Origin of the sequence: Enterobacter sp. JBIWA003 (assembly GCF_019968825.1) — a bacterium.
GTDB classification, from domain to species: domain Bacteria; phylum Pseudomonadota; class Gammaproteobacteria; order Enterobacterales; family Enterobacteriaceae; genus Enterobacter; species Enterobacter quasiroggenkampii.
Genome location: NZ_CP074170.1, coordinates 3372709 through 3397742, shown reverse-complemented (window position 1 = coordinate 3397742; position 25034 = coordinate 3372709). Strand labels below are relative to the sequence as shown.

21 protein-coding genes and 1 tRNA gene are annotated in these 25034 nt (G+C 56.2%); 9 read left to right on the top strand and 13 right to left on the bottom strand.

Annotation, left to right across the window (positions count from 1 at the left end; genetic code table 11):
* Positions 1 to 39: 39 nt before the first annotated feature.
* On the top strand, positions 40 to 1683 hold the full coding sequence (locus KGP25_RS16295) for a multidrug ABC transporter permease/ATP-binding protein (RefSeq protein WP_045908765.1): 1644 nt from the start codon (positions 40 to 42) through the stop codon (positions 1681 to 1683).
* Positions 1684 to 1830: 147 nt separating this feature from the next.
* Positions 1831 to 3267, top strand: a complete 1437-nt coding sequence (mgtE, locus tag KGP25_RS16290; RefSeq protein ID WP_045414667.1) for a magnesium transporter — start codon at positions 1831 to 1833, stop codon at positions 3265 to 3267.
* On the opposite strand, the gene KGP25_RS16285 is transcribed toward mgtE, so the two are convergent.
* Complete coding sequence (locus tag KGP25_RS16285; RefSeq protein WP_223539294.1) at positions 3230 to 4519, bottom strand: SulP family inorganic anion transporter; 1290 nt, start codon at positions 4517 to 4519, stop codon at positions 3230 to 3232. The two genes, mgtE and KGP25_RS16285, sit on opposite strands and share 38 nt — an antisense overlap.
* A 187-nt stretch (positions 4520 to 4706) precedes the next feature.
* Between KGP25_RS16285 and mqo the strand changes: the two genes are divergently transcribed.
* Entirely contained in the window at positions 4707 to 6356 is a 1650-nt protein-coding gene (mqo, locus tag KGP25_RS16280) for a malate dehydrogenase (quinone) (protein ID WP_023344564.1), read from the top strand.
* Between the two features lie 93 nt (positions 6357 to 6449).
* Here the strand turns inward: mqo and eco are convergent, their stop codons facing one another.
* A complete protein-coding gene (gene eco, locus KGP25_RS16275; protein ID WP_223539293.1) occupies positions 6450 to 6953 on the bottom strand; it encodes a serine protease inhibitor ecotin in 504 nt (167 codons plus the stop codon).
* Positions 6954 to 7162: 209 nt separating this feature from the next.
* Here eco and KGP25_RS16270 point away from each other — a divergent pair, with 209 nt between their 5' ends.
* A complete protein-coding gene (locus tag KGP25_RS16270; RefSeq protein WP_010433451.1) occupies positions 7163 to 7423 on the top strand; it encodes a DUF2534 family protein in 261 nt (86 codons plus the stop codon).
* A gap of 125 nt (positions 7424 to 7548) precedes the next feature.
* Positions 7549 to 8736 carry an MFS transporter gene (locus tag KGP25_RS16265; RefSeq protein WP_223539292.1) on the top strand — a complete coding sequence of 396 codons (1188 nt, stop codon included), beginning with the start codon at positions 7549 to 7551 and terminating at the stop codon, positions 8734 to 8736.
* A 38-nt stretch (positions 8737 to 8774) separates the two neighbouring features.
* On the opposite strand, the gene KGP25_RS16260 is transcribed toward KGP25_RS16265, so the two are convergent.
* The 3 genes from KGP25_RS16260 to KGP25_RS16250 form a co-directional block, all read right to left on the bottom strand.
* A tRNA-Pro gene (locus KGP25_RS16260) sits at positions 8775 to 8851 on the bottom strand.
* Between the two features lie 72 nt (positions 8852 to 8923).
* Positions 8924 to 10684 (bottom strand): LPS biosynthesis-modulating metalloenzyme YejM, encoded by a 1761-nt coding sequence (gene yejM / locus KGP25_RS16255; RefSeq protein WP_223539291.1) that lies wholly within the window; start codon positions 10682 to 10684, stop codon positions 8924 to 8926.
* Positions 10685 to 10703: 19 nt separating this feature from the next.
* Positions 10704 to 10931, bottom strand: a complete 228-nt coding sequence (locus KGP25_RS16250; protein WP_008500958.1) for a YejL family protein — start codon at positions 10929 to 10931, stop codon at positions 10704 to 10706.
* Between the two features lie 134 nt (positions 10932 to 11065).
* Here KGP25_RS16250 and yejK point away from each other — a divergent pair, with 134 nt between their 5' ends.
* The gene (yejK, locus tag KGP25_RS16245) at positions 11066 to 12073 is read left to right on the top strand and encodes a nucleoid-associated protein YejK (protein WP_008500957.1); all 1008 of its coding nucleotides are present in this window, start codon (positions 11066 to 11068) and stop codon (positions 12071 to 12073) included.
* A 50-nt stretch (positions 12074 to 12123) separates the two neighbouring features.
* Here yejK and rplY read toward each other — a convergent pair whose 3' ends face one another.
* Both rplY and KGP25_RS16235 read right to left on the bottom strand, forming a co-directional pair.
* Positions 12124 to 12408 (bottom strand): 50S ribosomal protein L25, encoded by a 285-nt coding sequence (gene rplY / locus KGP25_RS16240; protein WP_008500956.1) that lies wholly within the window; start codon positions 12406 to 12408, stop codon positions 12124 to 12126.
* Between the two features lie 125 nt (positions 12409 to 12533).
* Positions 12534 to 14294 carry a DEAD/DEAH box helicase gene (locus tag KGP25_RS16235; RefSeq protein WP_223539290.1) on the bottom strand — a complete coding sequence of 587 codons (1761 nt, stop codon included), beginning with the start codon at positions 14292 to 14294 and terminating at the stop codon, positions 12534 to 12536.
* Between the two features lie 152 nt (positions 14295 to 14446).
* On the opposite strand from KGP25_RS16235, the gene rsuA reads away from it, so the two are divergent.
* The 3 genes from rsuA (at position 14447) to KGP25_RS16220 (ending at position 16989) form a co-directional block, all read left to right on the top strand.
* Positions 14447 to 15154, top strand: coding sequence for a 16S rRNA pseudouridine(516) synthase RsuA (gene rsuA, locus KGP25_RS16230; protein ID WP_021241522.1), 708 nt, complete (start codon positions 14447 to 14449; stop codon positions 15152 to 15154).
* 15 nt (positions 15155 to 15169) lie between these two features.
* A complete protein-coding gene (locus KGP25_RS16225; protein ID WP_223539289.1) occupies positions 15170 to 16366 on the top strand; it encodes a Bcr/CflA family multidrug efflux MFS transporter in 1197 nt (398 codons plus the stop codon).
* 278 nt (positions 16367 to 16644) lie between these two features.
* Positions 16645 to 16989 (top strand): YejG family protein, encoded by a 345-nt coding sequence (locus KGP25_RS16220; protein ID WP_008500952.1) that lies wholly within the window; start codon positions 16645 to 16647, stop codon positions 16987 to 16989.
* A gap of 3 nt (positions 16990 to 16992) precedes the next feature.
* Here KGP25_RS16220 and yejF read toward each other — a convergent pair whose 3' ends face one another.
* The 6 genes from yejF to mepS all read right to left on the bottom strand — a co-directional run bounded on the left by yejF (position 16993) and on the right by mepS (position 24846).
* Positions 16993 to 18582, bottom strand: a complete 1590-nt coding sequence (gene yejF, locus KGP25_RS16215) for a microcin C ABC transporter ATP-binding protein YejF (RefSeq protein ID WP_223539288.1) — start codon at positions 18580 to 18582, stop codon at positions 16993 to 16995.
* Between the two features lies 1 nt (position 18583).
* Complete coding sequence (locus tag KGP25_RS16210; RefSeq protein ID WP_048224178.1) at positions 18584 to 19609, bottom strand: ABC transporter permease; 1026 nt, start codon at positions 19607 to 19609, stop codon at positions 18584 to 18586.
* On the bottom strand, positions 19609 to 20703 hold the full coding sequence (locus KGP25_RS16205) for a microcin C ABC transporter permease YejB (protein ID WP_008500949.1): 1095 nt from the start codon (positions 20701 to 20703) through the stop codon (positions 19609 to 19611). The genes KGP25_RS16210 and KGP25_RS16205 overlap by 1 nt, the downstream gene beginning before the upstream one ends.
* A gap of 9 nt (positions 20704 to 20712) precedes the next feature.
* Positions 20713 to 22518: an extracellular solute-binding protein gene (locus tag KGP25_RS16200; RefSeq protein WP_048028192.1), complete on the bottom strand. Its 1806-nt coding sequence runs from the start codon at positions 22516 to 22518 to the stop codon at positions 20713 to 20715.
* 74 nt (positions 22519 to 22592) lie between these two features.
* The gene (locus KGP25_RS16195) at positions 22593 to 24149 is read right to left on the bottom strand and encodes a cyclic di-GMP phosphodiesterase (protein ID WP_045334347.1); all 1557 of its coding nucleotides are present in this window, start codon (positions 24147 to 24149) and stop codon (positions 22593 to 22595) included.
* A gap of 127 nt (positions 24150 to 24276) precedes the next feature.
* A complete protein-coding gene (gene mepS / locus KGP25_RS16190) occupies positions 24277 to 24846 on the bottom strand; it encodes a bifunctional murein DD-endopeptidase/murein LD-carboxypeptidase (protein ID WP_008500946.1) in 570 nt (189 codons plus the stop codon).
* Positions 24847 to 25034: the final 188 nt, after the last annotated feature.

Below are 25034 nucleotides of genomic sequence, written 5' to 3'. Positions count from 1 at the left end.
TTACACTGCTCGCTGATTTTTATTGTCCGGATTGCCTGCATGCAACTACTTCTCCTCGTCTGGCGTCAGTACCGCTGGCCCTTCATCGCCGTTATGGCGTTAAGCCTGGCCAGCGCCGCACTGGGTATTGGCCTGATCGCGTTTATTAACGTGCGGTTGATTGAAATGGTCGACACCTCGCTCTCCGTATTGCCGGAGTTTCTTGGCCTGTTGCTGCTGCTGATGGCGGTTACGCTCGGCTCCCAGCTGGCGCTGACCGCGCTCGGCCACCATTTCGTTTTTCGTTTGCGCAGTGAGTTTATCAAGCGGATCCTGGACACCCAGGTCGAGCGCGTTGAGCAGCTCGGCAGCGCCTCGCTGCTGGCGGGGCTGACCAGCGACGTACGCGCCATTACCATCGCGTTCGTTCGTCTGCCAGAGCTGGTGCAGGGGATCATTCTGACCTTTGGCTCGGCGGCCTATCTCGCCTGGCTCTCCAGCAAAATGCTGGCGGTGACTGCGCTGTGGATCGCCATCACCATCTGGGGCGGTTTTGTCCTGGTGTCACGCGTCTATAAACACATGGCGGTGCTGCGCGAAACCGAAGATAAGCTCTATAACGACTACCAGACGGTGCTGGAAGGGCGCAAAGAACTCACCCTGAACCGCGAGCGCGCCGAGTATATCTTTAACCATCTCTATATTCCGGACGCACGCGAGTACCGGCATCACATCATTCGCGCTGATACCTTCCACCTGAGCGCGGTGAACTGGTCAAACATTATGATGCTGGGTGCCATTGGCCTGGTATTCTGGATGGCGAACAGCCTGGGCTGGGCGGACACCAACGTCGCGGCAACCTACTCGCTGACGCTGCTGTTTTTGCGCACGCCGCTGCTCTCTGCGGTCGGCGCGTTGCCCACCTTACTGAGTGCGCAGGTGGCCTTTAATAAGCTCAACAAATTCGATCTCGCGCCGTTTAAAGCCGAATTCCCGCGCCCGCAGGCCTTCCCTGACTGGCAGACGCTGGAGCTGCGTAACGTCACGTTCCGCTATCAGGACAGCGCCTTCTCCGTGGGGCCGGTCAACCTGACGATCCGCCGCGGCGAGCTGCTGTTCCTGATTGGCGGCAACGGCAGCGGTAAATCGACGCTGGCGATGCTGCTCACCGGGCTTTATCAGCCGCAGTCGGGCGAGATTTTACTGGATGGCAGAGCGCTGAGCGCGGAGAAGCCCGAGGATTACCGCAAGCTTTTCTCGGCGGTGTTCACCGACGTCTGGCTGTTTGAGCAACTGCTGGGCCCGGAAGGGCAGCAGGCCAATCCTGCGCTGGTGGAAAAATGGCTGGCGCAGCTGCAGATGTCCCACAAGCTGGAACTTCAGGACGGTAAAATTCTCAATCTGAAGCTTTCCAAAGGGCAGAAAAAGCGCGTGGCGCTGCTGCTGGCGCTGGCGGAAGAGCGTGACATCATTCTGCTGGATGAGTGGGCGGCGGATCAGGACCCGCACTTCCGCCGCGAGTTTTATCAGGTGCTGCTGCCGCTGATGCAGCAGATGGGTAAAACCATTTTCGCCATCAGCCACGACGATCATTACTTTATTCATGCCGACCGTCTGCTGGAAATGCGCGACGGCAGGCTGAGCGAGCTGACCGGTGAAGAGCGCGATGCCGCCTCGCGTGACGCGGTGGCGCGTACGGCCTGATGCCCTCACCCTAACCCTCTCCCACAGGGAGAGGGGATAATCGTGGCCGTAATGCTGCTTTTTTCTCCATCCCGCCCCGTTGTTTATTCTTATTTACATATCCTCGCGCTATGCTTAATACCAACTTATTTCATGGATTTATGATTGATGTCGGTATTAAAGAAAAACAGCGCCAGACAGCGTGACCAGGAACGTGCGCGACTGATCTGGCTTCTCACGACCGATAAAGCGGTCACCTCTACGCTATTAGGCAAACTGACCCTGGCTGAGCAATATGATGTCGGCACTTTAGCCGACGATATTGCTGAGGTAGGTGCGCTGGTTGCTCACTTACCCCCGCCGGATCTGGCGGATACCCTGGAAGCGCTTCCCTCGGAAGAACGTCACGCCCTGTGGCGGCTGGTGCAGGATCACGAGCGCGGACAGGTGCTGCTTGAGGCCTCCGAAAACGTCTGGGACGACCTGATCGACGAGATGAGCGACCGGGATATCCTCGACGCTCTGCAAACCCTGGATATCGACGAGCAGATTTACCTGGTTCAGCACCTGCCGCGAAACTTGACCGGCCGTCTGCTGGCGTCACTGCCTGCCGATGAACGCGCGCGCGTGCGTCAGGTGATGCACTACGAGAAAAACAGCGTCGGCGCGATTATGGAGTTCGGCGTTATCACGGTGCGTCCGGACGTGACGCTCGGCACCGTGCAGCGCTATCTGCGTCGCCTGGGCAAAATGCCGGATAACACCGATAAGCTGTTTGTTACCTCCCGGGATAAAACTCTGCTCGGCGAGCTGGAGCTGAAAACCATCCTGCTCAACAGCACCCAGCGGAAGGTGAGCGAGGTGATGGAAAACGAGCCGATGGTCTTCTCCCCGGAGGACGATGCGGAGAAAGCGGCGCGTACCTTCGAACGTGACGACCTCGTGAGTGCCGCCGTCGTGGACTCCGTCGGCAAACTGATGGGGCGTCTGACCATCGACGAGATCGTTGACGTCGTTTATGAAGAAACCGACAACGACCTGCGTGCGCTGGGGGGGATCAGTGCGGGAGATGACGTCCATGCCTCCGTCGGCAAGGCGGTGAAAACGCGCTGGGCGTGGCTGGCCATTAACCTGTGTACCGCGTTTATCGCCTCCCGCGTAATTGACGGTTTCGAACACACCATTTCGCAGCTGGTGGCGCTGGCCTCGCTGATGCCGATTGTGGCCGGGATTGGCGGTAATACCGGCAATCAGACTATCACGATGATCGTTCGCGCGCTGGCGCTGGAGAATATTCAGCCCGGCAACTTTGCCTTTCTGATCTTCAGAGAGATGGGTGTGGCGTTGATCAACGGCCTGGTCTGGGGCGGGATTATGGGGGGCATCACCTGGTGGTTGTATGACGATATGGCGCTGGGTGGGGTGATGATGCTGGCGATGGTGCTGAATCTGCTGGTGGCATCGATGATGGGCGTTATTATCCCGTTGACCATGACCAAACTGGGGCGCGACCCCGCGGTGGGGTCGAGCGTGATGATCACCGCCATCACCGATACCGGCGGTTTCTTTATTTTTCTTGGGCTGGCGACGATTTTTCTGCTTTAAGCCGACGCTTAATGCGGGCGGGAAGCAGCACCATGACGATAATCCCGCCCAGCACGCCAATCGCCAGATTGCCGGTTGATACCGTGGCGGCAACGGTCACCAGCATGACGACCGTTTCTGCAATCGGAGCCGTTTTCAGTGTGGCCGGCTGAAGGCTGTGCCAGCTGAAGGTTTTGACGGCGACAATCGCCATAATACCCGCCAGCACCGCCATCGGGATGTTGGCCATCACGTCGCTGAGCGCCGTCACCAGGATCAGCAGTACGATACCCGCAGCGAAGGTTGAAATGCGGCTTCGGCCTTTTCCCATCTCCACGTTAACGATGGTTTGTCCGATCATCGCGCAGCCCGCAATACCACCGTAAAATCCGGCCAGGATATTGCCGACGCCTAATCCAATGCTTTCGCGGCGTTTACTTGACGGTGTCGCGGTCAGCTCATCCACCAGCTTTGCGGTCAGCAGGGATTCCAGCAGGCCGACAAACGCGATGCTCAACGCGCACGGCCAGATTATGCTCAGCGTCTGGAGATTGAGAGGGACCAGAAGTTCACTAAGTCCCGGCAAGCCGCCGCTCATGGCGCCTTCATCGCCCACGGTCGGCAGGCTTTGCCCGGTTGAAACGGTAAACAAGGTTAACAGCACAATCGCAATCAGTGGGGAAGGGATGCTTTTGATATAGCGCGGCACCCACAGCACGATCAGTATCGTCAGCACGAACAGGCCCACAATCAGCGGGCTTCGGCTCCAGAAATGGGGAACCTGCGCAAAGAAAATCAATATCCCGAGGGCGTTAACAAACCCGGTCATGACCGACTGGGGAATAAAGCGCATCAGCCTTGCCATGCCCAGCACGCCAAACAGAATCTGAATCAGGCCAGCCATGAGCACGGCGGGAAGAATGTACTGTACGCCGTGCTGATGCACCATGGGCCCAATAACCAGCGCCACGGAACCGGCCGCGGCCGTGACCATCGCCGGGCGACCGCCCACTACAGACAGGGCAAGACAGAGCACCACGGAAGCGATCAGGCTGACCTTCGGGTCAACGCCCGCCACCACGGAAAATGAGATGACCTCGGGGATCAGCGCCAGGGCGGTAATCACGCCCGCCAGCGTTTCACGCGTCAGCTGCTTAGGGGAACGCAGCACGCTGGCGACACGGTTTTCGGGAGATAAAGGAGAATGGGGTAGGGACATAACGTTTCGCTGGTTAGGGCAGGCTTCCGTGCGCGCGATCACAAAACGCAACATACTAGCCCGTTAAACCGCCCTTTACCAGACGCTTCGATAATTCCTCACAAACAATCCATCATTAAATTTCACAATTACAATAATTTCGTAACCTTTAAACAATATTTAAAAGTTGTTACCGTGCCCCCGCAGCTTTTTTCACCTGCAATTTCCACGCATCAAGCACTTTTACACTAAGGCATAAATTATGAAAAAAATGACTGCCATGCTCTTTTCTCTGGCCGTGGGGCTTAACACCGTCTCCATGGCGGCGAAAGCTGACGCACCAAAAGAGCAGGAAACGGACGTCCTTTTAATCGGTGGCGGTATCATGAGCGCCACGCTGGGAACCTATCTGCAAGAACTGCAGCCGGACTGGTCAATGACCATGGTCGAGCGCCTTGATGGCGTGGCGCAGGAGAGTTCGAACGGCTGGAACAACGCCGGTACCGGCCATTCGGCACTCATGGAACTGAACTATACGCCGCAGAAAAAGGACGGTTCCATTAGTATCGAGAAAGCGGTAGAGATCAACGAGGCGTTCCAGGTTTCTCGCCAGTTCTGGTCTCACCAGGTCAACAGCGGCGTGCTGCACGACCCGCACTCCTTTATCAATACCGTACCGCACATGAGCTTTGTGTGGGGCGAGCAGAACGTCAACTTCCTGCGCGCGCGCTACGCCGCACTGCAGCAGAGCACGCTGTTCCGCGGGATGAAATACTCTGAAGATCACGCGCAGATTAAAGAGTGGGCTCCGCTGGTCATGGAAGGTCGTGACCCGAACCAGAAAGTGGCGGCGACCCGTACCGAAATTGGTACCGACGTCAACTACGGTGAAATTACCCGTCAGCTGGTGACGTCTCTGAAGAAAAAAGAGAACTTCAATCTGCAGCTCAGCACCGAAGTGCGCGGTTTCAAGCGCAACGCGGATAACAGCTGGAGCGTGACCGTTGCCGATCTGAAAAACAATGAAGCCGAGCACGTCATCAAGGCGAAGTTTGTCTTTATCGGTGCGGGCGGCGCGGCGCTGAAGCTGCTGCAGGAGTCCGGCATTCCGGAAGCGGACGACTACGCGGGCTTCCCGGTCGGCGGTCAGTTCCTGGTGTCCGATAACCCGGAAGTGGTGAACCGTCATCTGGCAAAAGTGTACGGTCAGGCTTCCGTGGGCGCGCCGCCAATGTCTGTTCCGCACATTGACACCCGTATGCTTGACGGCAAACGCGTGGTGCTGTTTGGACCGTTCGCGACCTTCTCCACGAAGTTCCTGAAAAACGGCTCCCTGTGGGATCTGCTGAGCGCAACCACCACCTCTAACGTCAAACCAATGATGGACGTGGGGCTGGATAACTTCGATCTGGTGAAATACCTGATTAGCCAGGTGATGCTCTCTGACGACGACCGTTTCGAGGCGCTGAAAGAGTACTATCCGCAGGCGAAGAAAGAAGACTGGCGCCTGTGGCAGGCGGGTCAGCGCGTACAAATCATCAAGCGCGATCCGAAAGAGGGCGGCGTGCTGCGTCTGGGTACCGAAGTGGTAAGCGATAAGGATGGCACCATCGCCGCGCTGCTGGGTGCGTCACCGGGTGCGTCTACCGCTGCGCCAATCATGCTGCACCTGATGGAAAAAGTGTTTAAAGATAAAGTCGCCAGTCCGGAATGGCAGGCGAAGCTGAAGACCATTATTCCATCTTACGGCACGAAGCTGAACGGTAACGTGAGCGCGACGGAGCAGGAGCTGGAATACACCAGCCGCGTACTGCAGCTGCAGTACATCAAACCGCAGGCTGCGGATGCTGCGCCAAAAGCGGAGCTGAAGCCTCAGCCGGAAAACAAACCGGTTGCGGATATCGCGCTGTAAGGTAAAAAAGCCGGGTGGCACTGACGCCTACCCGGCCTATGTTCGGTGTTGTTTTGTAGGTCGGGTAAGGCGAAGCCGCCACCCGACTTAATTTCAACGTACGACAGCCTGCTCAATCTTCTCTTCAGCCTTCCACACGCGATACTTCACTTCCACGTTTTCAGGCGTATAAACCACGATCGGCAACTTGCTGTTGTAGCGCAGCAGGCTATTGTCGCCCAGATACGCTGTCACAAATTTCTTCTCTTTCTTGCCATCCGGGCAGGCCATCATGGTGGAGACCGGCGAGGTCACTTTATCAAAGACGTAGTAGTCGTAACCCCAGCCTTCCAGCGTTTTGCTTTCCAGCTGACCACCCAGGCGATGCTGGTTGCAATCCACTTCCAGCGTCTTGCCAATTAACAGCTCTACTTTGAAATTCGCTTCATCCTGCTGTGCCGGCAGCTGGATCACCTGACGCTTCATCCCTTTATCCGCTTTCGGATACGGGGAGACTTTTTCCAGCGGCTGCTCTTTAGGGGTTTCGCTGGCGAAAGCACTGGTGCTGACACACGCGGCGGCGATGAGTGCGATGGCAAATTTAGGTGCGTTTTTCATTGTCATTCCTTTATGTCAAAACGATCCTGCACAGGTTAACATATCAACTATGAATGATTGGTGTTATTTACTTACATTTTCAATATGAATAGCGTAATAAACCACATATTTGCCATTTAAGTAGAGATTTATACTAGCGTGGAGTCCGTCAGCCGTTTGTGTTATTTTAGACCCTCTGTAATGTTATTCATCTGTAAAAGGAAAGAGAGATGGTTCGTGCAAAACTGAAAACGCCTGAAGGCCGCAAGTTCCTCCTGGCGCTGCTGGTTGTGTTTATGATTGCTGCCGCGTGCGTGGGGCGGGCCACCATTGTTGGCGTCATCGAACAGTACAACATTCCTCTCTCTGCCTGGACAACCAGCATGTATGTCCTGCAATCGGCGATGATCTTTGTCTACAGCCTGGTGTTCACCGTTCTGCTGGCCATCCCGCTGGGCATTTTCTTCCTGGGCGGACGTGATAAACACTAGACGCCGATTTGCGATATCGAAGCCATCCTGCGGGGTGGCTTTTTTTATGTCTAATAATTTTTATTCGCATTTCCAGGATATTCTGTTTCGAATAAGACAGTTCAACATGAAGCAGGAGATGCGCAATGTTATCCCGGTTTGCAACGCTCAGCCGGATCCCGAAAGGAGTCTGGGTGGTGGGCGGCGTCAGTATGTTAATGGATATCTCCTCGGAGATTATTCACAGCCTGCTGCCGCTGTTCATGGTGACGACGCTCGGAGCCAGCGTTATTTTCATTGGTTTGATTGAAGGTCTGGCTGAGGCTACGGCGCTGTTTATCAAGGTGTTTTCCGGCGCCATCAGTGACTATCTGGGCAAGCGTAAAGGACTGGCGGTTCTGGGCTACGGTCTTGGCGCATTGAGTAAACCGTTGTTCGCTATCGCCTCTTCTTCCGGCATGATCCTTGGGGCGCGCTTAATCGACCGGGTCGGGAAGGGGATACGGGGAGCGCCGCGCGATGCGCTGGTTGCTGACGTTACGCCGCCGGAACTTCGCGGCGCGGCCTTTGGGCTGCGTCAGTCGATGGACACCGTCGGCGCATTTCTCGGGCCGCTGCTGGCCGTAGGATTAATGCTGCTGTGGAACGATGATTTCCGCACGATTTTCTGGATCGCGGTGATCCCCGGCGTTCTCGCCGTGGCGCTGCTTTTCTTCGGCCTGCATGAGCCGAAAACGCCCGTCGAACATAAACGCACGAACCCTATCAAAAAAGAGAACCTCAGGCGTCTCGGGAAAGGCTGCTGGTGGGTCATTGGCCTGGGGGCCATCTTCACGCTCGCACGTTTCAGTGAAGCCTTTCTTGTCCTGCGCGCACAGCAGTCGGGGGTGCCGCTGGCGCTGATCCCGCTGGTGATGGTGGCCATGAATCTGCTCTATTTCCTCTCTGCCTATCCGTTTGGCAAGTTATCGGACGGGATGAGCCACACCCGATTACTGCAGTGGGGGCTGGTGATGCTGATTGGGGCAGATGTTGTGCTGGCGCTGAGCACCCACTGGGCTGGAATGCTTCTGGGCGTTGCGCTTTGGGGAGTGCATATGGGGATGACGCAGGGGCTGCTGGCGGCAATGATTGCGAAAACCGCGCCTGCGGATCTGCGCGGTACCGCCTACGGCATTTTTAGTCTGGTCAGTGGCGTGGGATTGTTAATCGCCAGTCTGGGCGCCGGGGTCATCTGGGAAACGTTTGGCGCGGAATATACGTTCTATGCCGGAGCGGTGATTTGCCTGGTTACGCTGGTGTACCTGCGCAAAACGCCGGACGAGGCGAAATAAAAAAACCAGCCATAAGAGGCTGGTTTTCAATGTGTTTTTGGTCGGCACGAGAGGATTTGAACCTCCGACCCCCGACACCCCATGACGGTGCGCTACCAGGCTGCGCTACGTGCCGACGCATAGAAAGAATACTACTCGATTCCGTTTCGAATGCAAGGGAATCCGTCGCTAACTGGTTTATTATTAATCAGTTAGCGACGAAGCGCTTCTCATCCGTCAGGACCTGCAGCAGCAGGCTCAGCTGCGGTTTCTGGTCTTTAAGCCGTTCACCCTGCAGGTTATACGTCTGATAATTCCCATTGTTGTTCAGCACCAGCGTCAGCTTCGGCGTGGTCACCACCAGCGTATTATTCCCCGCAGCCGTGACCCAGCTATGGCGGCGCGCGGCGCTGAAGAGATCCTGCCCCTGAGAATACTCGTTGGCTGGCGTGCTGACGTGCAGCAGGCGTTGCATCAGGGTGGTCATCACATCTTTATGCTCGGTAAGCATATTGATGCGCTGCGCCGGCGTACCCGGCCAGTGGATGACCAGCGGAACCTGCAGGTTCGGGCGTGACCAGTTCATGCTCTTCGTCTCGTCACCTAACGGGACGCCATGGCCTGCGGTCACGATCACTACGGTGTTATCCAGCTTGCCGGACTCACGTAGCGCGTCAAGCACGCGGCCAATCTGCGCATCAACATCACCCGCCGCGCGGCCGTAGCGGCGCGCGAAATCACTCTTGTTGCTGTTAGCAAGCGTAGTGCCGTTAAAGGAGACCCATGAGAACCAGCGGTTATCTTCCTGAGCATAGCGCTGGAGCCAGTTTATCCATTGGCTGGCGGTCTGCGCATCGGACTGATTTTGTGCCGCTGGCAGTGAGAAATCAGACAGCAGCGCCTGGCGGTAGAGCGGGCTGTTAAAGCCATCGGATGAGAACAACCCTAACTGATAGCCCTGCTGATTCAGCCCGGTGATCAGCGCCGCAGGTGTGCGGGTAGAGAGTACGCCGTCCATGTATCCGGCTGAAATGCCATAGAAGAGGCCAAAGATGCCCGCGTCGGTTGTGTTACCGGAGCTCATATGCTGAGTAAACGTGACATTTTGACTCGCGAAATCGGCCAGCGCAGGCATCTGCTTCTCGTAACGGGAATAGTTCAGGCCATCAACGGTGATCAGCAGGACGTTTTGCCCGCGGCCCATATCGCGATAGCGCAGGTCGCTCAGCGGATACTGCACGCTGACGGCTTCCGGGTTACCTTGCTCGATAAGACGTCGCTGGTACTCCTGCGCATCAAGCAGGCCATGTTTTTCGAGGAAGCGACGTGCCGTCATCGGGTACGAGAGCGGCAGGTTCGCGCGCTGCATGGTAATCGGGCGATAGAAGTTCGCATCCGCCCAGATATACATGATGTGCGAACTGATAAAGGAGACGAAGAAGAGCGCGGCGACGGGCTTCGCGTAGTGGCGTCGGCGGGTCAAGCTGCGCAGTTTTTGCCAGCTCCAGGTGGCAAACAGCATCTCAATCAACAGGATCACCGGGACGCTGATAAACATCAGCTGCCAGTCACGGGCCGTTTCGTTCTGGTCGGGGTTAATCACCAGTTCCCAGACGATAGGGTTGAGATGCAGGTGGAAGCGGGTGAACACTTCACTGTCGATAAGCAGCAGCGTCATCCCCACCGTCGCAAGGATGGCGGACAAGAATCGCATCAGACGCTGCGACATGACGATAAACGTCAAGGGGAACAGGATCAGCAGATAGGTGGCGAAAACCAAAAAGCTAAAGTGACCGACAACGCTTATCCAGGAGTAGATACGCCCGGTGAGCGTTGTTGGCCAGTCTGCGACAAACAGATAACGACAGCCAATGACCGTCGCCAACAGAATGTTGAACAGGGCAAACCAGTGCCCCCAGCTGACCATCTGGGAGACTTTTTCACGGTAGCGCTGACGATTCGTCACCATAAACTGTTGTTCGTATCCCTTAATGGGCCGGGTCGTTGCTGACGGACGACTGTAAAGCCTGGGCGAAAGATTTTGCGATCGCCTGACGCTGAGCCGGAGCAACGCTGGTGTTAATCAGGTTGGTGACCATATTTCCCAAAACCATCAGGGAGAGATCGGTCGGCGTTTTATGTTTTTCCAGTACGTTGACCAGCTCACTGAGCAGTTGTTCAACGTGTTCATCACTGTAGCGGGAATGTTGTGGCATAAATCAAAATCAGTTTGTTGATGAAAGGGCAACATATTACCGTAGCAACAGCTTTTTTTCCCCTTTTTTATCTGTTGTTGCACACATGTCCTGGTGGTGGTTGAATACCGCCCGGTCTAAAAGGAGAGTTTATCATGAGTCTGGAAATCAACCAGATTGCCTTGCACCAGCTTATCAAGCGCGATGAGCAAACCCTTGAAGTGGTGCTACGCGATTCGTTACTGGAACCTACGGCGACCGTTGTGGAGATGATGGCAGAGCTGCATCGCGTCTACAGCGCCAAAAATAAAGCCTATGGGCTGTTCAGCGAAGAGAGTGAACTGGCCGATAGCCTGCGCCTGCAGCGCCAGGGTGAAGAGGATTTCCTGGCGTTTAGCCGTGCGGCAACCGGGCGTCTGCGCGACGAGCTGGCGAAATATCCGTTCGCCGACGGTGGGATCGTGCTGTTCTGCCACTACCGCTACCTGGCGGTCGAGTATCTGCTGGTTACCGTGCTGAATAACTTAAGCAGCATGCGCGTGAACGAGCAGCTGGATATCAGCTCGACGCATTATCTGGATATTAACCATGCGGATATCGTGGCGCGTATTGATTTGACCGAGTGGGAAACCAACCCGGAATCGACCCGCTACCTGACTTTCCTGAAGGGACGCGTGGGTCGCAAAGTGGCGGATTTCTTCATGGACTTCCTCGGTGCCAGTGAAGGGCTTAACGCCAAAGCGCAGAACAAAGGGCTGCTCCAGGCGGTGGACGATTTCACAGCCGAAGCGCAGCTTGATAAATCTGAGCGCCAGACGGTGCGCCAGCAGGTTTACAGCTACTGCAACGAACAGCTGCAGGCTGGGGAAGAGATTGAGCTGGAGTCGCTGTCAAAAGAGTTGGCGGGCGTCAGCGAAGTCAGCTTCCAGGAATTTACCGCAGAGAAGGGCTATGAGCTTGAAGAGAGCTTCCCGGCAGATCGCAGCACGCTGCGTCAGTTAACCAAGTTTGCCGGCAGCGGCGGCGGGTTAACCATCAACTTTGATGCGATGCTGCTGGGGGAACGTATCTTCTGGGATCCGGCCACCGATACGCTGACCATTAAGGGGACGCCGCCGAATCTGCGCGATCAGCTTCAGCGTCGCACCTCGGGCGGTAAATAGCAGGCACAAAAAACCCCGCAGAAGCGGGGTTTTTTTCGACAGGTTTGCGATTACGCGCGAACGAAGTCGATGTGAGTCAGTTTTGGCTTGAACGCGTGACGCTGAACAGCCTGAACTTTCACTTTTTCTTCTTTACCGCCAACAACGATGGTCAGAACTTCGCTGTAGAATTCAGCTTTGGTCTGCAGGTTCCACAGTTTGTCGTGATCCAGTTCGATTGCAACTGGAGCAGCTTCGCCACCGTAAACGATAGCCGGGAACTTGTTAGCGGTACGCAGGCGGCGGCTCGCACCCTTACCCTGCACGTTACGTACTTCTGCTTCGATAGTAAACATTGATTTCTCTCTGTATTTAAAACCCTACTACAGGCGACCCAGCAGCAGGTGAGTGTTCTGCCTCACGGATGTGAAGCGGGCGGCATTTTATACTCAAATGCCCCTCACATCAATGAAAAGTCCCGCTACCCGCGCAATTCGTTGGCGCGACGGAAGCGACCTTCGTAGTCGAAGAGTTTTTCGCGCACCTGCCAGAACTGGCCTTTTTTGCGGGCGACCACAAAATCCGGATGGCGCAATAGCACCTGCTGGCGCACGATATCGGCCACGGTGATCCAGCGCAGGGGCACGCCCGGAGTGCGGGTGTGCGGGCGGATAAACAGCTGTTCGAAGGCCGTTCGCTGGGCAGGCGTCTGAAGCCGGAAGCGCTCGCTGACGTCCGCCCCGTCTTCATCGTAATAGGTGATTTTCAGCCATTCGCCTTTTTCATCGGCGCCGGGCTGCAACGCCATGCCGGAACAGCGCAGCACCAGCGCATCTTTCAGCTTTAATGCCGCTTTCAGCATGTCGTCCGGGTCAACCAGCACCGTGTCGCACTCCCGACAGCGGCGAGCGGCAATGTCATTTTCGGCGTTGCACTGCGGGCAGTTTTTAAAGCGGAAACGAAAATCGCACTGCTCGCGATGCCCATCATCATCTTCAAACCAGCCCTGACAGCGGCGGCCAAAATGTTCGATCAGCGTGCCGTCGGCGGTGGTTTTGCCCCAGAAGGTGTTGGCAAACCCGCAGGCAGGGCAAAAGACCTGCACGGGCACGTTGTCACTTTTCCCTTTTGGCGCGCCGACCTCAGGCGTATAGAGATCGTGCGGGTTACCGGCATAATCCAGAATCAGGCAGTCGGTTTTCCCCGGCGCCAGACGCAGGCCGCGGCCAACAATTTGCTGATACAGACTGACCGATTCGGTTGGACGCAAAATAGCGATCAGGTCGACGTGTGGGGCGTCAAAGCCGGTGGTCAACACCGACACGTTAACCAGATAGCGGAACTGCTGGGCTTTAAAGGCCTCAATCAGGCTGTCGCGCTCCGGGCCGGGCGTCTCGCCGGTGATGAGCGCCGCGTCGCCGGGGGGCAGTAACCCGGTGATTTCGCGTGCGTGCTCAACGGTGGCGGCAAAGATCATCACCCCTTTGCGCGTCGCGGCGAACTCCTCAATCTGGCTGATGATATGCGGCGTGATGCGCTTTTGCTTTTTCAGCTCCTGGTTAAGATCCGCTTCGCTGAATAACCCGTTGCTCTGCGCCTGCAGGCGGCTGAAGTCGTACTGCACCACCGGCATATCCAGCCGTTCAGGCGGCGTCAGGTAGCCATGTTTAATCATGTAGCGAAGCGGAAGCTCGTAGATGCAGTCGCTAAACAGGGCCTTGTCATCGCCGCGCACCATGCCGTGATAATGGTAGCGATAGATCCAGCCTTTCCCCAGACGAAACGGGGTCGCCGTCAGGCCCAGCAGGCGCAGGTGAGGGTTCACCTCTTTCAGGTGGCACAGGATTTGCTGATACTGGCTGTCGTCGTCATCGCTGATGCGGTGACATTCATCGACAATCAGCAGCGAAAATTCGCTGCGAAACAGATCCAGATTGCGGGCCACCGACTGCACGCTGCCAAACACCACTTTGCCGTGGCTCTCTTTACGCTTTAGCCCGGCGGCGAAAATGTCGGCTTCCAGTCCAAGCGCACAATATTTGGCATGGTTTTGCGCGACGAGCTCTTTGACGTGCGCCAGCACCAGCACGCGGCCGCGGGCCAGACGCGCCAGTTCGGCAATGACCAGGCTTTTGCCTGCACCGGTCGGGAGCACAATCGCCGCCGGCTCGCAATGTTTTCGGAACCAGGCGAGGGTGGCGTCAACGGCTTCCTGCTGATAGGGACGAAGTGTAAAAGTCATGGGGTCTCGGTTTCGTTATTCCGCACATAGTATGCCACGAAACTTTTTCCCTTGAGTGGCGCAACCAGACCATTATACTGAACCGTTCCAGACTGCTTCTTTTTTCGGACCTGTTGTCCGACTTCCTGCACCATTAAGGCTAAAAAGATTTCATGCGACTTGATAAGTTTATCGCTCAGCAACTCGGCGTAAGCCGCGCTATTGCCGGGCGCGAAATTCGCGCCAGCCGCGTTACCGTGGATGGCGACATTGTGAGAGACAGCGCGTTCAAACTGCAACCTGACCATCAGGTGGAGTATGACGGCAATCCTCTGACCCAGCAGCACGGTCCGCGCTACTTCATGCTCAATAAGCCGGAAGGCTACGTCTGCTCAACGGACGATCCGGATCACCCGACGGTGCTCTATTTCCTCGACGAGCCGGTGGCGCACAAGCTGCACGCCGCAGGTCGACTCGATATCGACACCACCGGGCTGGTGCTGATGACCGACGACGGTCAGTGGTCGCACCGCATCACCTCTCCACGCCACCACTGCGAGAAAACCTATCTCGTGACGCTGGAGTCACCGGTGTCGGATGACACGGCAGAGCACTTCGCGAAAGGCGTTCAGCTGCATAATGAAAAAGATCTGACCAAACCGGCGGTGCTCGAAGTCATCACCCCGACCGAGGTCCGTCTGACCATCAGCGAAGGGCGCTATCATCAGGTGAAACGTATGTTTGCCGCGGTGGGGAACCACGTTGTTGGCCTGCATCGCGAACGGATTGGTGCGATTGAACTCGATCCCGACCTGGCGCCTGGCGAATATCGCCCGTTAACGGAAGAAGAGATCGCCAGCGTCGGTCTGCCTTCGCACTAATTTCAGGAGAACTCTGTGACCACCAGGCCACACTCGTCGTTCAAAATCGTCTTCATTCTTGGCCTGCTGGCCATGCTGATGCCGCTGTCTATTGATATGTACCTGCCCGCGCTGCCGGTGATTTCCGCGCAGTTTGGCGTTCCGGCGGGCAGCGCGCAGATGACGCTCAGCACCTATATTCTTGGCTTTGCCCTCGGCCAGCTGTTTTATGGCCCGATGGCCGACAGCCTTGGACGCAAGCCGGTCATTCTGGGCGGGACGCTGGTCTTTGCAGCCGCAGCGGTTGCCTGCGCGCTGGCGCAGACCATCGATCATCTGATTTTCATGCGTTTCTTCCACGGTCTGGCGGCGGCAGCGGCAAGCGTGGTGATTAATGCCCTGATGCGCGATATCTACCCGAAAGAAGAGTTCTCCCGCATGATGTCGTTTGTCATGCTGGTGACGACGATTGCGCCGCTGGTGGCCCCGATGGCCGGTGGTGCGGTGCTGGTGTGGTTCAGCTGGCATGTGATTTTCTGGATCCTGGCCCTGGCCGCGCTGCTGGCCTCCGCAATGATCTTCTTCTTTATTGTTGAAACGCTTCCCGTCGAGCGCCGCCAGAAGTTTCACATCCGAACCACAATTGGTAACTTTGCCTCGCTGTTTCGCCACAAGCGCGTGCTCAGCTATATGCTGGCGAGCGGGTTCAGCTTCGCCGGAATGTTCTCCTTCCTGAGCGCCGGGCCGTTTGTCTACATCGAGCTGAACCACGTTTCGCCGCAGCACTTCGGCTATTACTTTGCGCTTAACATCGTCTTCCTGTTCATTATGACCATCATTAACAGCCGCTTTGTCCGACGGGTGGGGGCGCTGAACATGTTCCGCGCCGGGCTGTGGATCCAGTTTGTGATGGCGATCTGGCTGGTGGTGAGCGCGTTTCTGGGGGTGGGCTTCTGGGCGCTGGTGGTCGGCGTGGCGGCCTTTGTCGGCTGCGTGTCGATGGTGTCATCCAATGCGATGGCGGTGATTCTGGATGAGTTCCCGCACATGGCAGGAACCGCATCTTCCCTGGCCGGGACATTCCGCTTCGGCATTGGCGCTATCGTCGGCGCGTTGCTTTCGATGGCCACCTTTACGACGGCATGGCCCATGCTGTGGGCGATGGCTTTTTGCGCAACCAGCTCGATACTCTTCTATCTTTACGCCAGTCGACCGCGAAAAGCGGTCCACTAAAACACAGAGAAGGCCCGGCAGGGCCTTTTTTGTTGATGCATATCAACCAAACCCCGTTCGTTTATGCTGTGTTTGTTTATTTTATGTAAAATCTATTTGTGTAAAAAGTCACATCATTGTATTCAAAAAGGTTGAGTTAGATCGCAGAAACGGGTACATATAGCGCCGACGCGAGCCTGAATACCGATAAAAAAGTGCTGAATAGTGCAGGCTGACGATGATGTGTTACTATAAATGTAAATAAATTGTGAAGTAAATTTTGCTTCCGGGGAACGAACGTGAATACATTACAACTTTCTATTGTCCATCGCTTGCCCCAGAGCTATCGCTGGTCGGCGGGTTTTGCTGGTTCGAAAGTTGAACCGATTCCGCAAAACGTCGCGGGCTGTGAAAACTGCCTGGTGGCGCTCAAGCTGTTAAGCCCGAGTGACGAAAATGCCTGGCGGGTGATGGAGCGTCTCAGTCAGGCCCTGACGGATATCGAAGTGGACAGCTCCGTGCTGGAGTGCGAAGGTGAGCCGTGCCTGTTTGTGAAAAGCCAGGACGAGTTTGCTGCCACCTGCCGTCTGAAAAATTTTGGCGTTGCCATTGCCGAGCCTTTCTCCGGCCAGTACCCGTTCTGAGCGCTAGTCTGACGACAACAGCTGGCGCGTGTAGCGCTGCGTTGGCGCGCTAAATACGCGCTGGCAATCACCTTGCTCGACCACCTCTCCCTGACGCAACACAATCACCTGATGGCATAGCGCCCGCACCACCTGCAAATCATGGCTGATAAAGATATAGGCCAGCCGGTGCTTTTCCTGTAACCCTTTCAGCAGCGCCAGGATCTGCGCCTGTACGGTCCTGTCCAGCGACGACGTGGGTTCATCCAGAATAATCAGCTCCGGTTTCAGGATCAGCGCGCGGGCAATGGCGATACGCTGGCGCTGCCCACCGGAAAATTCCGCAGGGTAGCGGTGGCGCGTCTCGGGATCGAGACCCACTTCGGTCATGACCCGCATGACCTCCTGCTCGCGTTGCTGCGCGCTCAGGCCGGGCTGATGGACGCGCAGACCCTCTTCGATAATCTGTAGCACGCTGAGCCGTGGGTTAAGCGAGGAGTTGGGATCCTGAAACACCACCTGCATGCGGGGCCGCACGGGCAGCATCTGGCGGCGGTTCCAGCGGTGCAGCGGCATATCGTCAAACAGGATCTCGCCCTGGGAGGCAATTAAGCGCAGCAGCGCCAGACCGGTGGTGCTTTTACCCGAGCCGGATTCGCCCACCAGCCCCAGGGATTCCCCCGGGCGCAGCGAGAAGCGGAGGTTTTTCAGCACCGGGTTGCGATCGACAATGCGTCGCAGAATACCTTTGCGGATCGGGAACGAGACGGACAGATCCTCAACGCGCAGCAGCGGCGTGCTGTCCGCATCGAGAGGAACCGGGTCGCCGGAGGGTTCGCTGTCGAGCAACCGCTGCGTATAGGGGTGCTGCGGTGCGCTCAGCAGCGTTGATGCCGTATTCTGTTCAACGCAGCGCCCGTTCTGCATCACCGCCACGCTGTCGGCCAGCTTTCTGACAATGCTCAGGTTGTGCGTGATAAACAGCAGGCTCATGTTCAGCTCGTCACGCAGTTCCCGCAGCAGCGTCAGTATTTGCGCCTGTACCGTCACGTCCAGCGCCGTTGTGGGCTCGTCGGCTATCAGCAGTTCGGGGCGCGTGAGCAGGGCCATGGCGATCATCACGCGCTGGCGTTCGCCGCCGGAGAGTTGATGCGGAAAATCATTCAGTCGTTTGGGCGCATTGCGTATGCCTGTGCGTTCAAGACAATCCAGAATTTCTCCCCGCGCGGCCTCTTTGCGCATCCCACGGTGCAGGGAGAGCACTTCATAGAGCTGTTTTTCCAGGCTGTGCAGCGGGTTAAGCGACACCATCGGCTCCTGGAAAATCATCGCGATTTTGTTGCCGCGAATGCCGCGCAGGGTCTGTTCGTCGGCATGCAGCAGCGAACGGCCGTGAAAGAGAATATCCCCTTGCGGGTAGCTCACCGGCGGAGAGGGCAGCAGCCGCAGGATGGAGAGCGCCGAAACGCTCTTGCCTGAACCCGATTCACCTACCAGGGCCAGCGTTTCACCGCGCTGGATCTGCAGCGTCAGGTCGCTGACCACGGTGCGCGTCTCGTCCTGTTTTGAAAATGCAATCGACAGGTTATCAATACTGAGCAGGGGCTGGGTCATCTTATACCGCCTTGTTCGGATCAAAGGCATCGCGCACGGCTTCGCCAATAAAAATCAGCAGCGACAGCAGCACGGCCACGGAAAGAAAGGCGGCGATGCCTAACCACGGCGCCTGCAGGTTGTTCTTGCCCTGCAGCAGCAGTTCGCCAAGCGATGGGGAACCCAACGGTAACCCGAAACCGAGAAAATCCAGTGAGGTGAGGGTGGTGATGGAGCTACACAGAATAAACGGCAGGAAGGTGAGCGTTGCCACCACGGCGTTGGGCAACATATGGCGGAAAATGATCCCGCGATCGCTCACGCCAAGCGCCTGCGCGGCGCGAATATAGTCGAAATTACGGGTGCGCAGAAACTCGGCCCTTACCACACCGACCAGCGCCATCCAGCCGAACAGGACGGTGATGCCTAATAGCCACCAGAAGTTGGGCTGTACGACGCTGGAAAGCAGGATGATCAGAAACAGCGTCGGCATGCCTGACCAGACTTCAATAATCCGCTGACACCACAGGTCAATCTTCCCGCCGTAGTAACCCTGAACGGCGCCCGCCACGACGCCCATCACGCTGGAGAAGAGCGTTAGCATCAGTCCAAAGAGAAGCGAGATTCGCGTGCCGTACAGGATGCGTGCCAGCACGTCGCCGCCGTTAGCATCCGTTCCCAGCCAGTTTTGCGCGGAGGGCGGGGAAGGGAAGGGGCTTGTGGTGGCGAAGTTAATGCTGTTTGCGCCAAAACGTACCGGCGCCCAGAGCGCCCAGCCATGCTGCTCAATCTGCTGGCGAAGCCACGGATCCTGATACTCCGCTGGTGTCGCAAACGGGCCGCCAAAGTCGCTTTCGCTGTAATTGGCGATGACCGGCACGTACCAGCGATCGTTAAAATGCACCAGCAGCGGTTTGTCGTTGGCGATCAGTTCTGAAAACAGGCTTAAGACAAACAGCACGGCAAAAATCCACAGCGACCAGTAGCCGCGGCGGTTGTGGCGAAAGCGGGCCCAGCGGGCCTGGTTGACGGGGCTTAAACGCGGCATCATCGGCCCTCAAAATCGATTCGGGGATCGACCAGCGTATAGCTGATATCGCTGATGATATTCAGCAGCAGGCCAATCAGGGTAAATATATAGAGTGTGCCAAACATTACCGGATAATCGCGCGACACGGTGGCCTCATAGCCCAGCAGTCCCAGGCCGTTGAGCGAGAACATCACCTCTATCAGCAGCGAGCCGGTAAAAAACATACTGATGAACGTAGCCGGAAACCCGGCGATCACCAGCAGCATGGCGTTGCGGAACACGTGTTTCCACATGATCTGCTTCTCGCTCACGCCCTTGGCGCGGGCCGTGACGACGTACTGTTTACGAATTTCATCGAGAAAGGCGTTTTTAGTCAACATGGTCAGGGCCGCAAACCCGCCAATGACCGTTGCCAGAACCGGCAGCGTAATATGCCAGAGATAGTCGGTAATTTTCTGGTACCAGGGCAGGGAACTGAAATCGGCGGAGACGAGCCCTCGCAGCGGGAAAAGGTCGAAATAGCTTCCCCCGGCAAAAAAGACGATCAGCAGGACGGCAAACAGAAACGCCGGGATGGCATAGCCGATAATAATGAACGTGCTGCTCCAGATATCGAACCGGCTGCCGTTGTACACCGCTTTGCGGATCCCGAGCGGAATAGAGACCAGATAGATGATAAGCGTACCCCACAGCCCCAGCGTGATCGAAACCGGCAGGCTTTGCTTGATCAGCGTCAGCACTGACGCACTGCGAAACAGGCTATCGCCAAAATCAAAGCGGATGTAATCCCAGAGCATTTTGAAATAGCGCTCGTGAATCGGTTTGTCAAAGCCGTAGCGGTGGGTGATCTCGGCGATCACTTCCGGATCCAGACCGCGTCCGCCGCGGTAGTGGCTTTCACTGATATTCCCTACGCCGGTTCGCGCATGGCTGGCGCCCATCCCTTCACCGCCGCCGCCGGGCATGCCGCCGCTGTTGCCAAATTCAATGGCGGCAATGGCCTGATCGACCGGCCCACCGGGGGCGATTTGCACGATAAAAAAGTTAATCGTGATGATGGCCCACAGGGTAGGGATGACCAGCAGCAGACGGCGGAGAAGATAGGCACCCATGATAATTCCTTATCGCCGCTCAGCGGGAAGTCTGGCGGCTTTGTTAACGTCATACCACCAGGTATCAAAGCCCAGGGAGTAGACAGGGCGCACGGCAGGCACGGAGAACTTATCCCAGCGCGCAAGGCGATCTTCGCCCATATACCACATCGGCAACATGTAGTAGTTCCAGGTTAAGACCCTGTCGAGGGCGCGCCCGAGTGGCAGAAGCTTTTCTTTATCCCCCTGCGCCGCCACGATTTTCGCAATCAGCGCATCAATCGCCGGGCTTTTAACCCCCGGCGCGTTGTACGAGGAGTCGATGTAGCTCGAGGCCCAGGAGATTTGCAGGTCCGAGCTGGGCCACGGTTGGGCGGGCCACAGGCGCTGCATCATGTCGTAATCACGGCTGCGCATGCGGCTGGTGATCTGCGCGTTATCCACCTGGCGAATGTTCATGGTCACGCCCAGCCGCTCAAGATTGTGCTTAAACGGCAGCACCCACTGATCGTTGCCTCCGGACGAGAGAAGCAGCTCAAAGCTGAGCGGCTTGCCCGTTTTGGCATCCACACGTTTTTGATTTTTCAGGTGCCAGCCCGCCTCATCCAGCAGCTTGCTGGCCTTCAGCAGGTTGTCACGGTCGTAGCCGTCACCCTTCGATGCGGGCGGCTGAAACACGGTGGTGAAAACCTGCGGTGGCAGTTCCGCTTTCAGCGGCGCCAGCAGGACCAACTCGTCGGCTTTCGGATAATCGCGCGCGGCGTATTCGGTATTCTGAAAATAGCTGTTGGCGCGGCTGTAGGCACCGTAAAACAGCGCTTTGTTCATCCACTCAAAATCAAAGGCCAGGGAGATGGCTTCCCGCACCCGGCGATCGCTAAATACCGGACGTTGAATATTAAACGCCAGCCAGCGCGTGTCTTGCGCAGACGCATTTTTGTGCTCGTCTTTGACGATATAGCCTTTAGCAAAATTTTTGCCGATATAGCGGGTCGCCCAGTTTTTGGCGCTGCTCTCGACGCGCAAATCGAAGGCCCCGGCTTTGAACGCCTCAAACGCCACGTTATCGTCGAGGTAGTAATCATAGCGAAGGGTGTCGAAGTTCCAGCGTCCGCGGTTTACCGGCAGATTGGCCGCCCAGTAGTCTTTGACGCGGGAATAGACGACATATTGCCCCATGCGCCAGTCGGTAATGCGGTAGGGGCCGCCAGCCAGTGGTGGCGTGGAGAGCGGGTCGCTCAGCTTATGATCTTTCCAGAACGATTCCGGCATCACCGGCAGCGAGAACAGGCTCAGCATATTCTCTTTGTTGGGGTCGCTCAGTTCGATGCGCACGGTGAGCGGCGCAATGGCTCTGACCGACGCGCCTTTATATACGATGCGGAACTGGGGCACGCCTTCGGTCATGAATTTATGGAAGGTGAAGGCGACGTCGCTGGCCTTAACCGGCGTGCCATCGTGAAAACGTGCTCGCGGGTTCAGCGAGATTTCCGCCCAGGCGAAGTTATCGGCGTAGCGCACGTTCTCGGCAATAAGCGGATAGTAGCTGCCGGGCTCGTCATCGGAGGTGACAAAGAGCGTATCGTAAAGGGATTCCGTCCGCGCGGCCGCCACGCCGCGCAGGGCGTAGCGGTTGAAGTTGTCGAAGGTTCCCGTGGCGGAAAGCGTGACCTTACCGCCCTTCGGCGCGGCAGGGTTGACGTAATCAAAGTGCGTAAAATTGACCGCGTATTTCGGCTCGCCAATCACCGCGAAGGCGATATTTTCTTTGATGGCTTGCGCCTGGCTGGACAGGCTCGTGAATGCCAACATCAGCAACATAAAGCGCATAAGCATCTCGCGGCAGCTCCCTCTTTTACAGACCGGCTCGGTTAAGCTGAATAATAAGTGACGTCGCGGACAATGTGAAATTAATCGCCCTCGGGCGAAATATCAGGACGCCATTCGCGGAACTGCGCCAGCGGCATGGGACGGCTAATCCAGTATCCCTGCAGGAAGTTAACGCCGTGTTCGCGTAGCCAGGCCGCCTGTTCCGGCGTCTCTACCCCTTCGGCGACGGTCGACATATTCAGTCGTCTTGCCAGCGTCAGAACGGCATCCAGCACCGGCGACGTCACGGTCTCAGTACCGATCGCATTAACAAAACCACGGTCTATTTTGAGGTAGTCCATGGTGAAATGCTCAAGATAAATCAGCGCGCTGTGGCCGGTTCCAAAATCATCAATGGCGATTTCAAACCCTTCGTTATGCAGCCATTCGAAGAGGCTGTTGGCTTCCCGATGGTTAAGCATATCGCGCTCGGTAATTTCCAGCACGATCTGGAAATAATCCGGCGGCAGTAACGCTTTGAAGGTGCGCATATCGTCCTTGAAGCTTTCCGCATGCAGATGCCCCGGCGCAATGTTAATGCCCACCTTGGCGCCCGGAGGTAACAGCGTTTGTAATACGGGAGCGTCGTGAATGATAAGATCAAAGAGATGCAGCGTCAGCGGGACAATCAGCTTTTGCGCTTCGGCAAAATTAATAAACGCGTCCGGCGGAATTTCTCCCATTGTCGGGTGTTTCCAGCGCATCAGGACCTCAAGCCCGGTCATCCTGAGCGATTTGGCATCGACGACGGGTTGATAGACCACATAAAACTGACCGCGCTTGATGGCGCTTAAAATTTCTTTACCCGGGTTGAGCCGAATGCTGAGGATGTAGTAGTTAAGCGATCCGGCACAAATACCGCATACCAGCCCGAAAAACAGCGCATAGAGGATTTCATCGCCTGTCCATGCGTCCGCATACAGGTTGATGGTCAGGGGGACGTCTTTCAGTGTCGCCGTGCGGACCGGGATGTCATGCAGTTCGTGTGCATGAACCAGGGTGCTGGACCGCGTCGACAGCGCGTTATCGCCGATGATGATGGCGATACCCGCGAACTCGTCCTGGCGCTCCGTGTAGAGCAGGTAAGGCGTCAGATTAATATTCACTGACGTGAACACGCCGCCATCCTTTACTAATGGGTTGCGGTACCAGATCGCAATCGCAGGCTCATCAGGCAGCATGGGGGTACCCGGAAGCAGGGCCATATCGATCTGTTTATCGATGTTCAGCTCAGGTATCAGCGTCTTCATCGGGACATTCATCGGGCCTGTCGCGGAAGAGCAGAACGCCATCTTGTCCCTGACCAGCAGGAAGGCGCGAACGTTAATGCTGAAGGCCGCGCGTGAGGTGAGTTCCTGATTGACGTCGTGGCAGGTATTTAGCGTGAGAGGCTGGAGAACATTGACCGCTTTTTTTAAATCGTCGAAATAGCTCCCCATGTAGGCGCTCACATCATTCACCAGGGTGTCGAATTTGACTTCTCGCTTGTGGTAACTCCAGGAAAATTGCAGGGAACCCAGGAGCAGGGCGGTAATGAGACCAGTGATAATACTGAGGATCAGTATCTTGCGATTACTGGAGAAGTAGCGGGTAAGCATAGACGTCGTGATTCCTGAAAAGCCGCTGGATGTATTCAGTGTAACGGGCAAAAAAAAACACTGCCGAAGCAGTGCTTTTTTTCATCATATCGCCAGCCAAGGGATAACCAACGATACAATAGCGATATTAACTGCGGGTCAGTACGCGGCGCGCTTCGTTATAACGCTTCTTCCAGTACGGTTCGTTCATGCTGGAAATGGTCACACCGCTGCTGGTGGAGGCATGTACAAACTGGTCATTACCAATGTAGATGCCAACATGTCGACCTGTCGAACCGGCACGGAACAGAACTAAATCACCGGTGCGCAGTTTGGTACGTGAAATCGACTTGCCCATCTCCTGCTGTTCATAGGTCGAACGCGGAAGATCTAACCCAAATTGCTCGCGGAACGTACGCTGTACAAAACCGGAACAATCAATACCTGTTTTCGTGCTGCCGCCAAGACGATAACGCACGCCTTTCCAGTCAGCATACTGGTCCATAATGCGGGACTTCACGTCCAGATTACGTACCATATTTTCAAATTCATCCTGAGAGGCTTGCAGTGAAGAGGAATCTTCCATTCCCACAACACGCGTCTCAGGATGCATATTCTTTGCGGTGTTCGATGTACTACATGCAGATAACAGTACCGCGACTGCTATCGCCGGGATCCCCCGTAAGATATATCTCAGAAACGGTTGAGATTTGACCATTTTGTTTATTATCCCTTGAAGTCCTTAACGACAAATATCGTTATAAAAATGCCAAACGTGACGAGACTAATTATCTGTTCACATTGAGACAATTCTTTCTGGTCACATTTATGGCGTAGCGCACAAAATTATTCACCATCGAAATAATTATCCCTATGGGGCAAAACGAGTTCGAGATTAACCGATTG

Excerpts from the sequence above, each read along its gene's own strand:
- eco (WP_223539293.1), bottom strand. The coding sequence starts at position 6,953 with ATGAAAAACGCACCTAAATTTGCCATCGCACTCATCGCCGCCGCGTGT.
- mepS (WP_008500946.1), bottom strand. The coding sequence starts at position 24,846 with ATGGTCAAATCTCAACCGTTTCTGAGATATATCTTACGGGGGATCCCG.
- KGP25_RS16235 (WP_223539290.1), bottom strand. The coding sequence starts at position 14,294 with ATGACTTTTACACTTCGTCCCTATCAGCAGGAAGCCGTTGACGCCACC.
- yejK (WP_008500957.1), top strand. The coding sequence starts at position 11,066 with ATGAGTCTGGAAATCAACCAGATTGCCTTGCACCAGCTTATCAAGCGC.
- rplY (WP_008500956.1), bottom strand. The coding sequence starts at position 12,408 with ATGTTTACTATCGAAGCAGAAGTACGTAACGTGCAGGGTAAGGGTGCG.
- mgtE (WP_045414667.1), top strand. The coding sequence starts at position 1,831 with ATGTCGGTATTAAAGAAAAACAGCGCCAGACAGCGTGACCAGGAACGT.
- KGP25_RS16205 (WP_008500949.1), bottom strand. The coding sequence starts at position 20,703 with ATGGGTGCCTATCTTCTCCGCCGTCTGCTGCTGGTCATCCCTACCCTG.
- KGP25_RS16295 (WP_045908765.1), top strand. The coding sequence starts at position 40 with ATGCAACTACTTCTCCTCGTCTGGCGTCAGTACCGCTGGCCCTTCATC.
- yejF (WP_223539288.1), bottom strand. The coding sequence starts at position 18,582 with ATGACCCAGCCCCTGCTCAGTATTGATAACCTGTCGATTGCATTTTCA.
- KGP25_RS16200 (WP_048028192.1), bottom strand. The coding sequence starts at position 22,518 with ATGCTTATGCGCTTTATGTTGCTGATGTTGGCATTCACGAGCCTGTCC.
- KGP25_RS16195 (WP_045334347.1), bottom strand. The coding sequence starts at position 24,149 with ATGCTTACCCGCTACTTCTCCAGTAATCGCAAGATACTGATCCTCAGT.
- mqo (WP_023344564.1), top strand. The coding sequence starts at position 4,707 with ATGAAAAAAATGACTGCCATGCTCTTTTCTCTGGCCGTGGGGCTTAAC.
- KGP25_RS16285 (WP_223539294.1), bottom strand. The coding sequence starts at position 4,519 with ATGTTGCGTTTTGTGATCGCGCGCACGGAAGCCTGCCCTAACCAGCGA.
- rsuA (WP_021241522.1), top strand. The coding sequence starts at position 14,447 with ATGCGACTTGATAAGTTTATCGCTCAGCAACTCGGCGTAAGCCGCGCT.
- KGP25_RS16210 (WP_048224178.1), bottom strand. The coding sequence starts at position 19,609 with ATGCCGCGTTTAAGCCCCGTCAACCAGGCCCGCTGGGCCCGCTTTCGC.
- KGP25_RS16265 (WP_223539292.1), top strand. The coding sequence starts at position 7,549 with ATGTTATCCCGGTTTGCAACGCTCAGCCGGATCCCGAAAGGAGTCTGG.
- KGP25_RS16250 (WP_008500958.1), bottom strand. The coding sequence starts at position 10,931 with ATGCCACAACATTCCCGCTACAGTGATGAACACGTTGAACAACTGCTC.
- yejM (WP_223539291.1), bottom strand. The coding sequence starts at position 10,684 with ATGGTGACGAATCGTCAGCGCTACCGTGAAAAAGTCTCCCAGATGGTC.
- KGP25_RS16270 (WP_010433451.1), top strand. The coding sequence starts at position 7,163 with ATGGTTCGTGCAAAACTGAAAACGCCTGAAGGCCGCAAGTTCCTCCTG.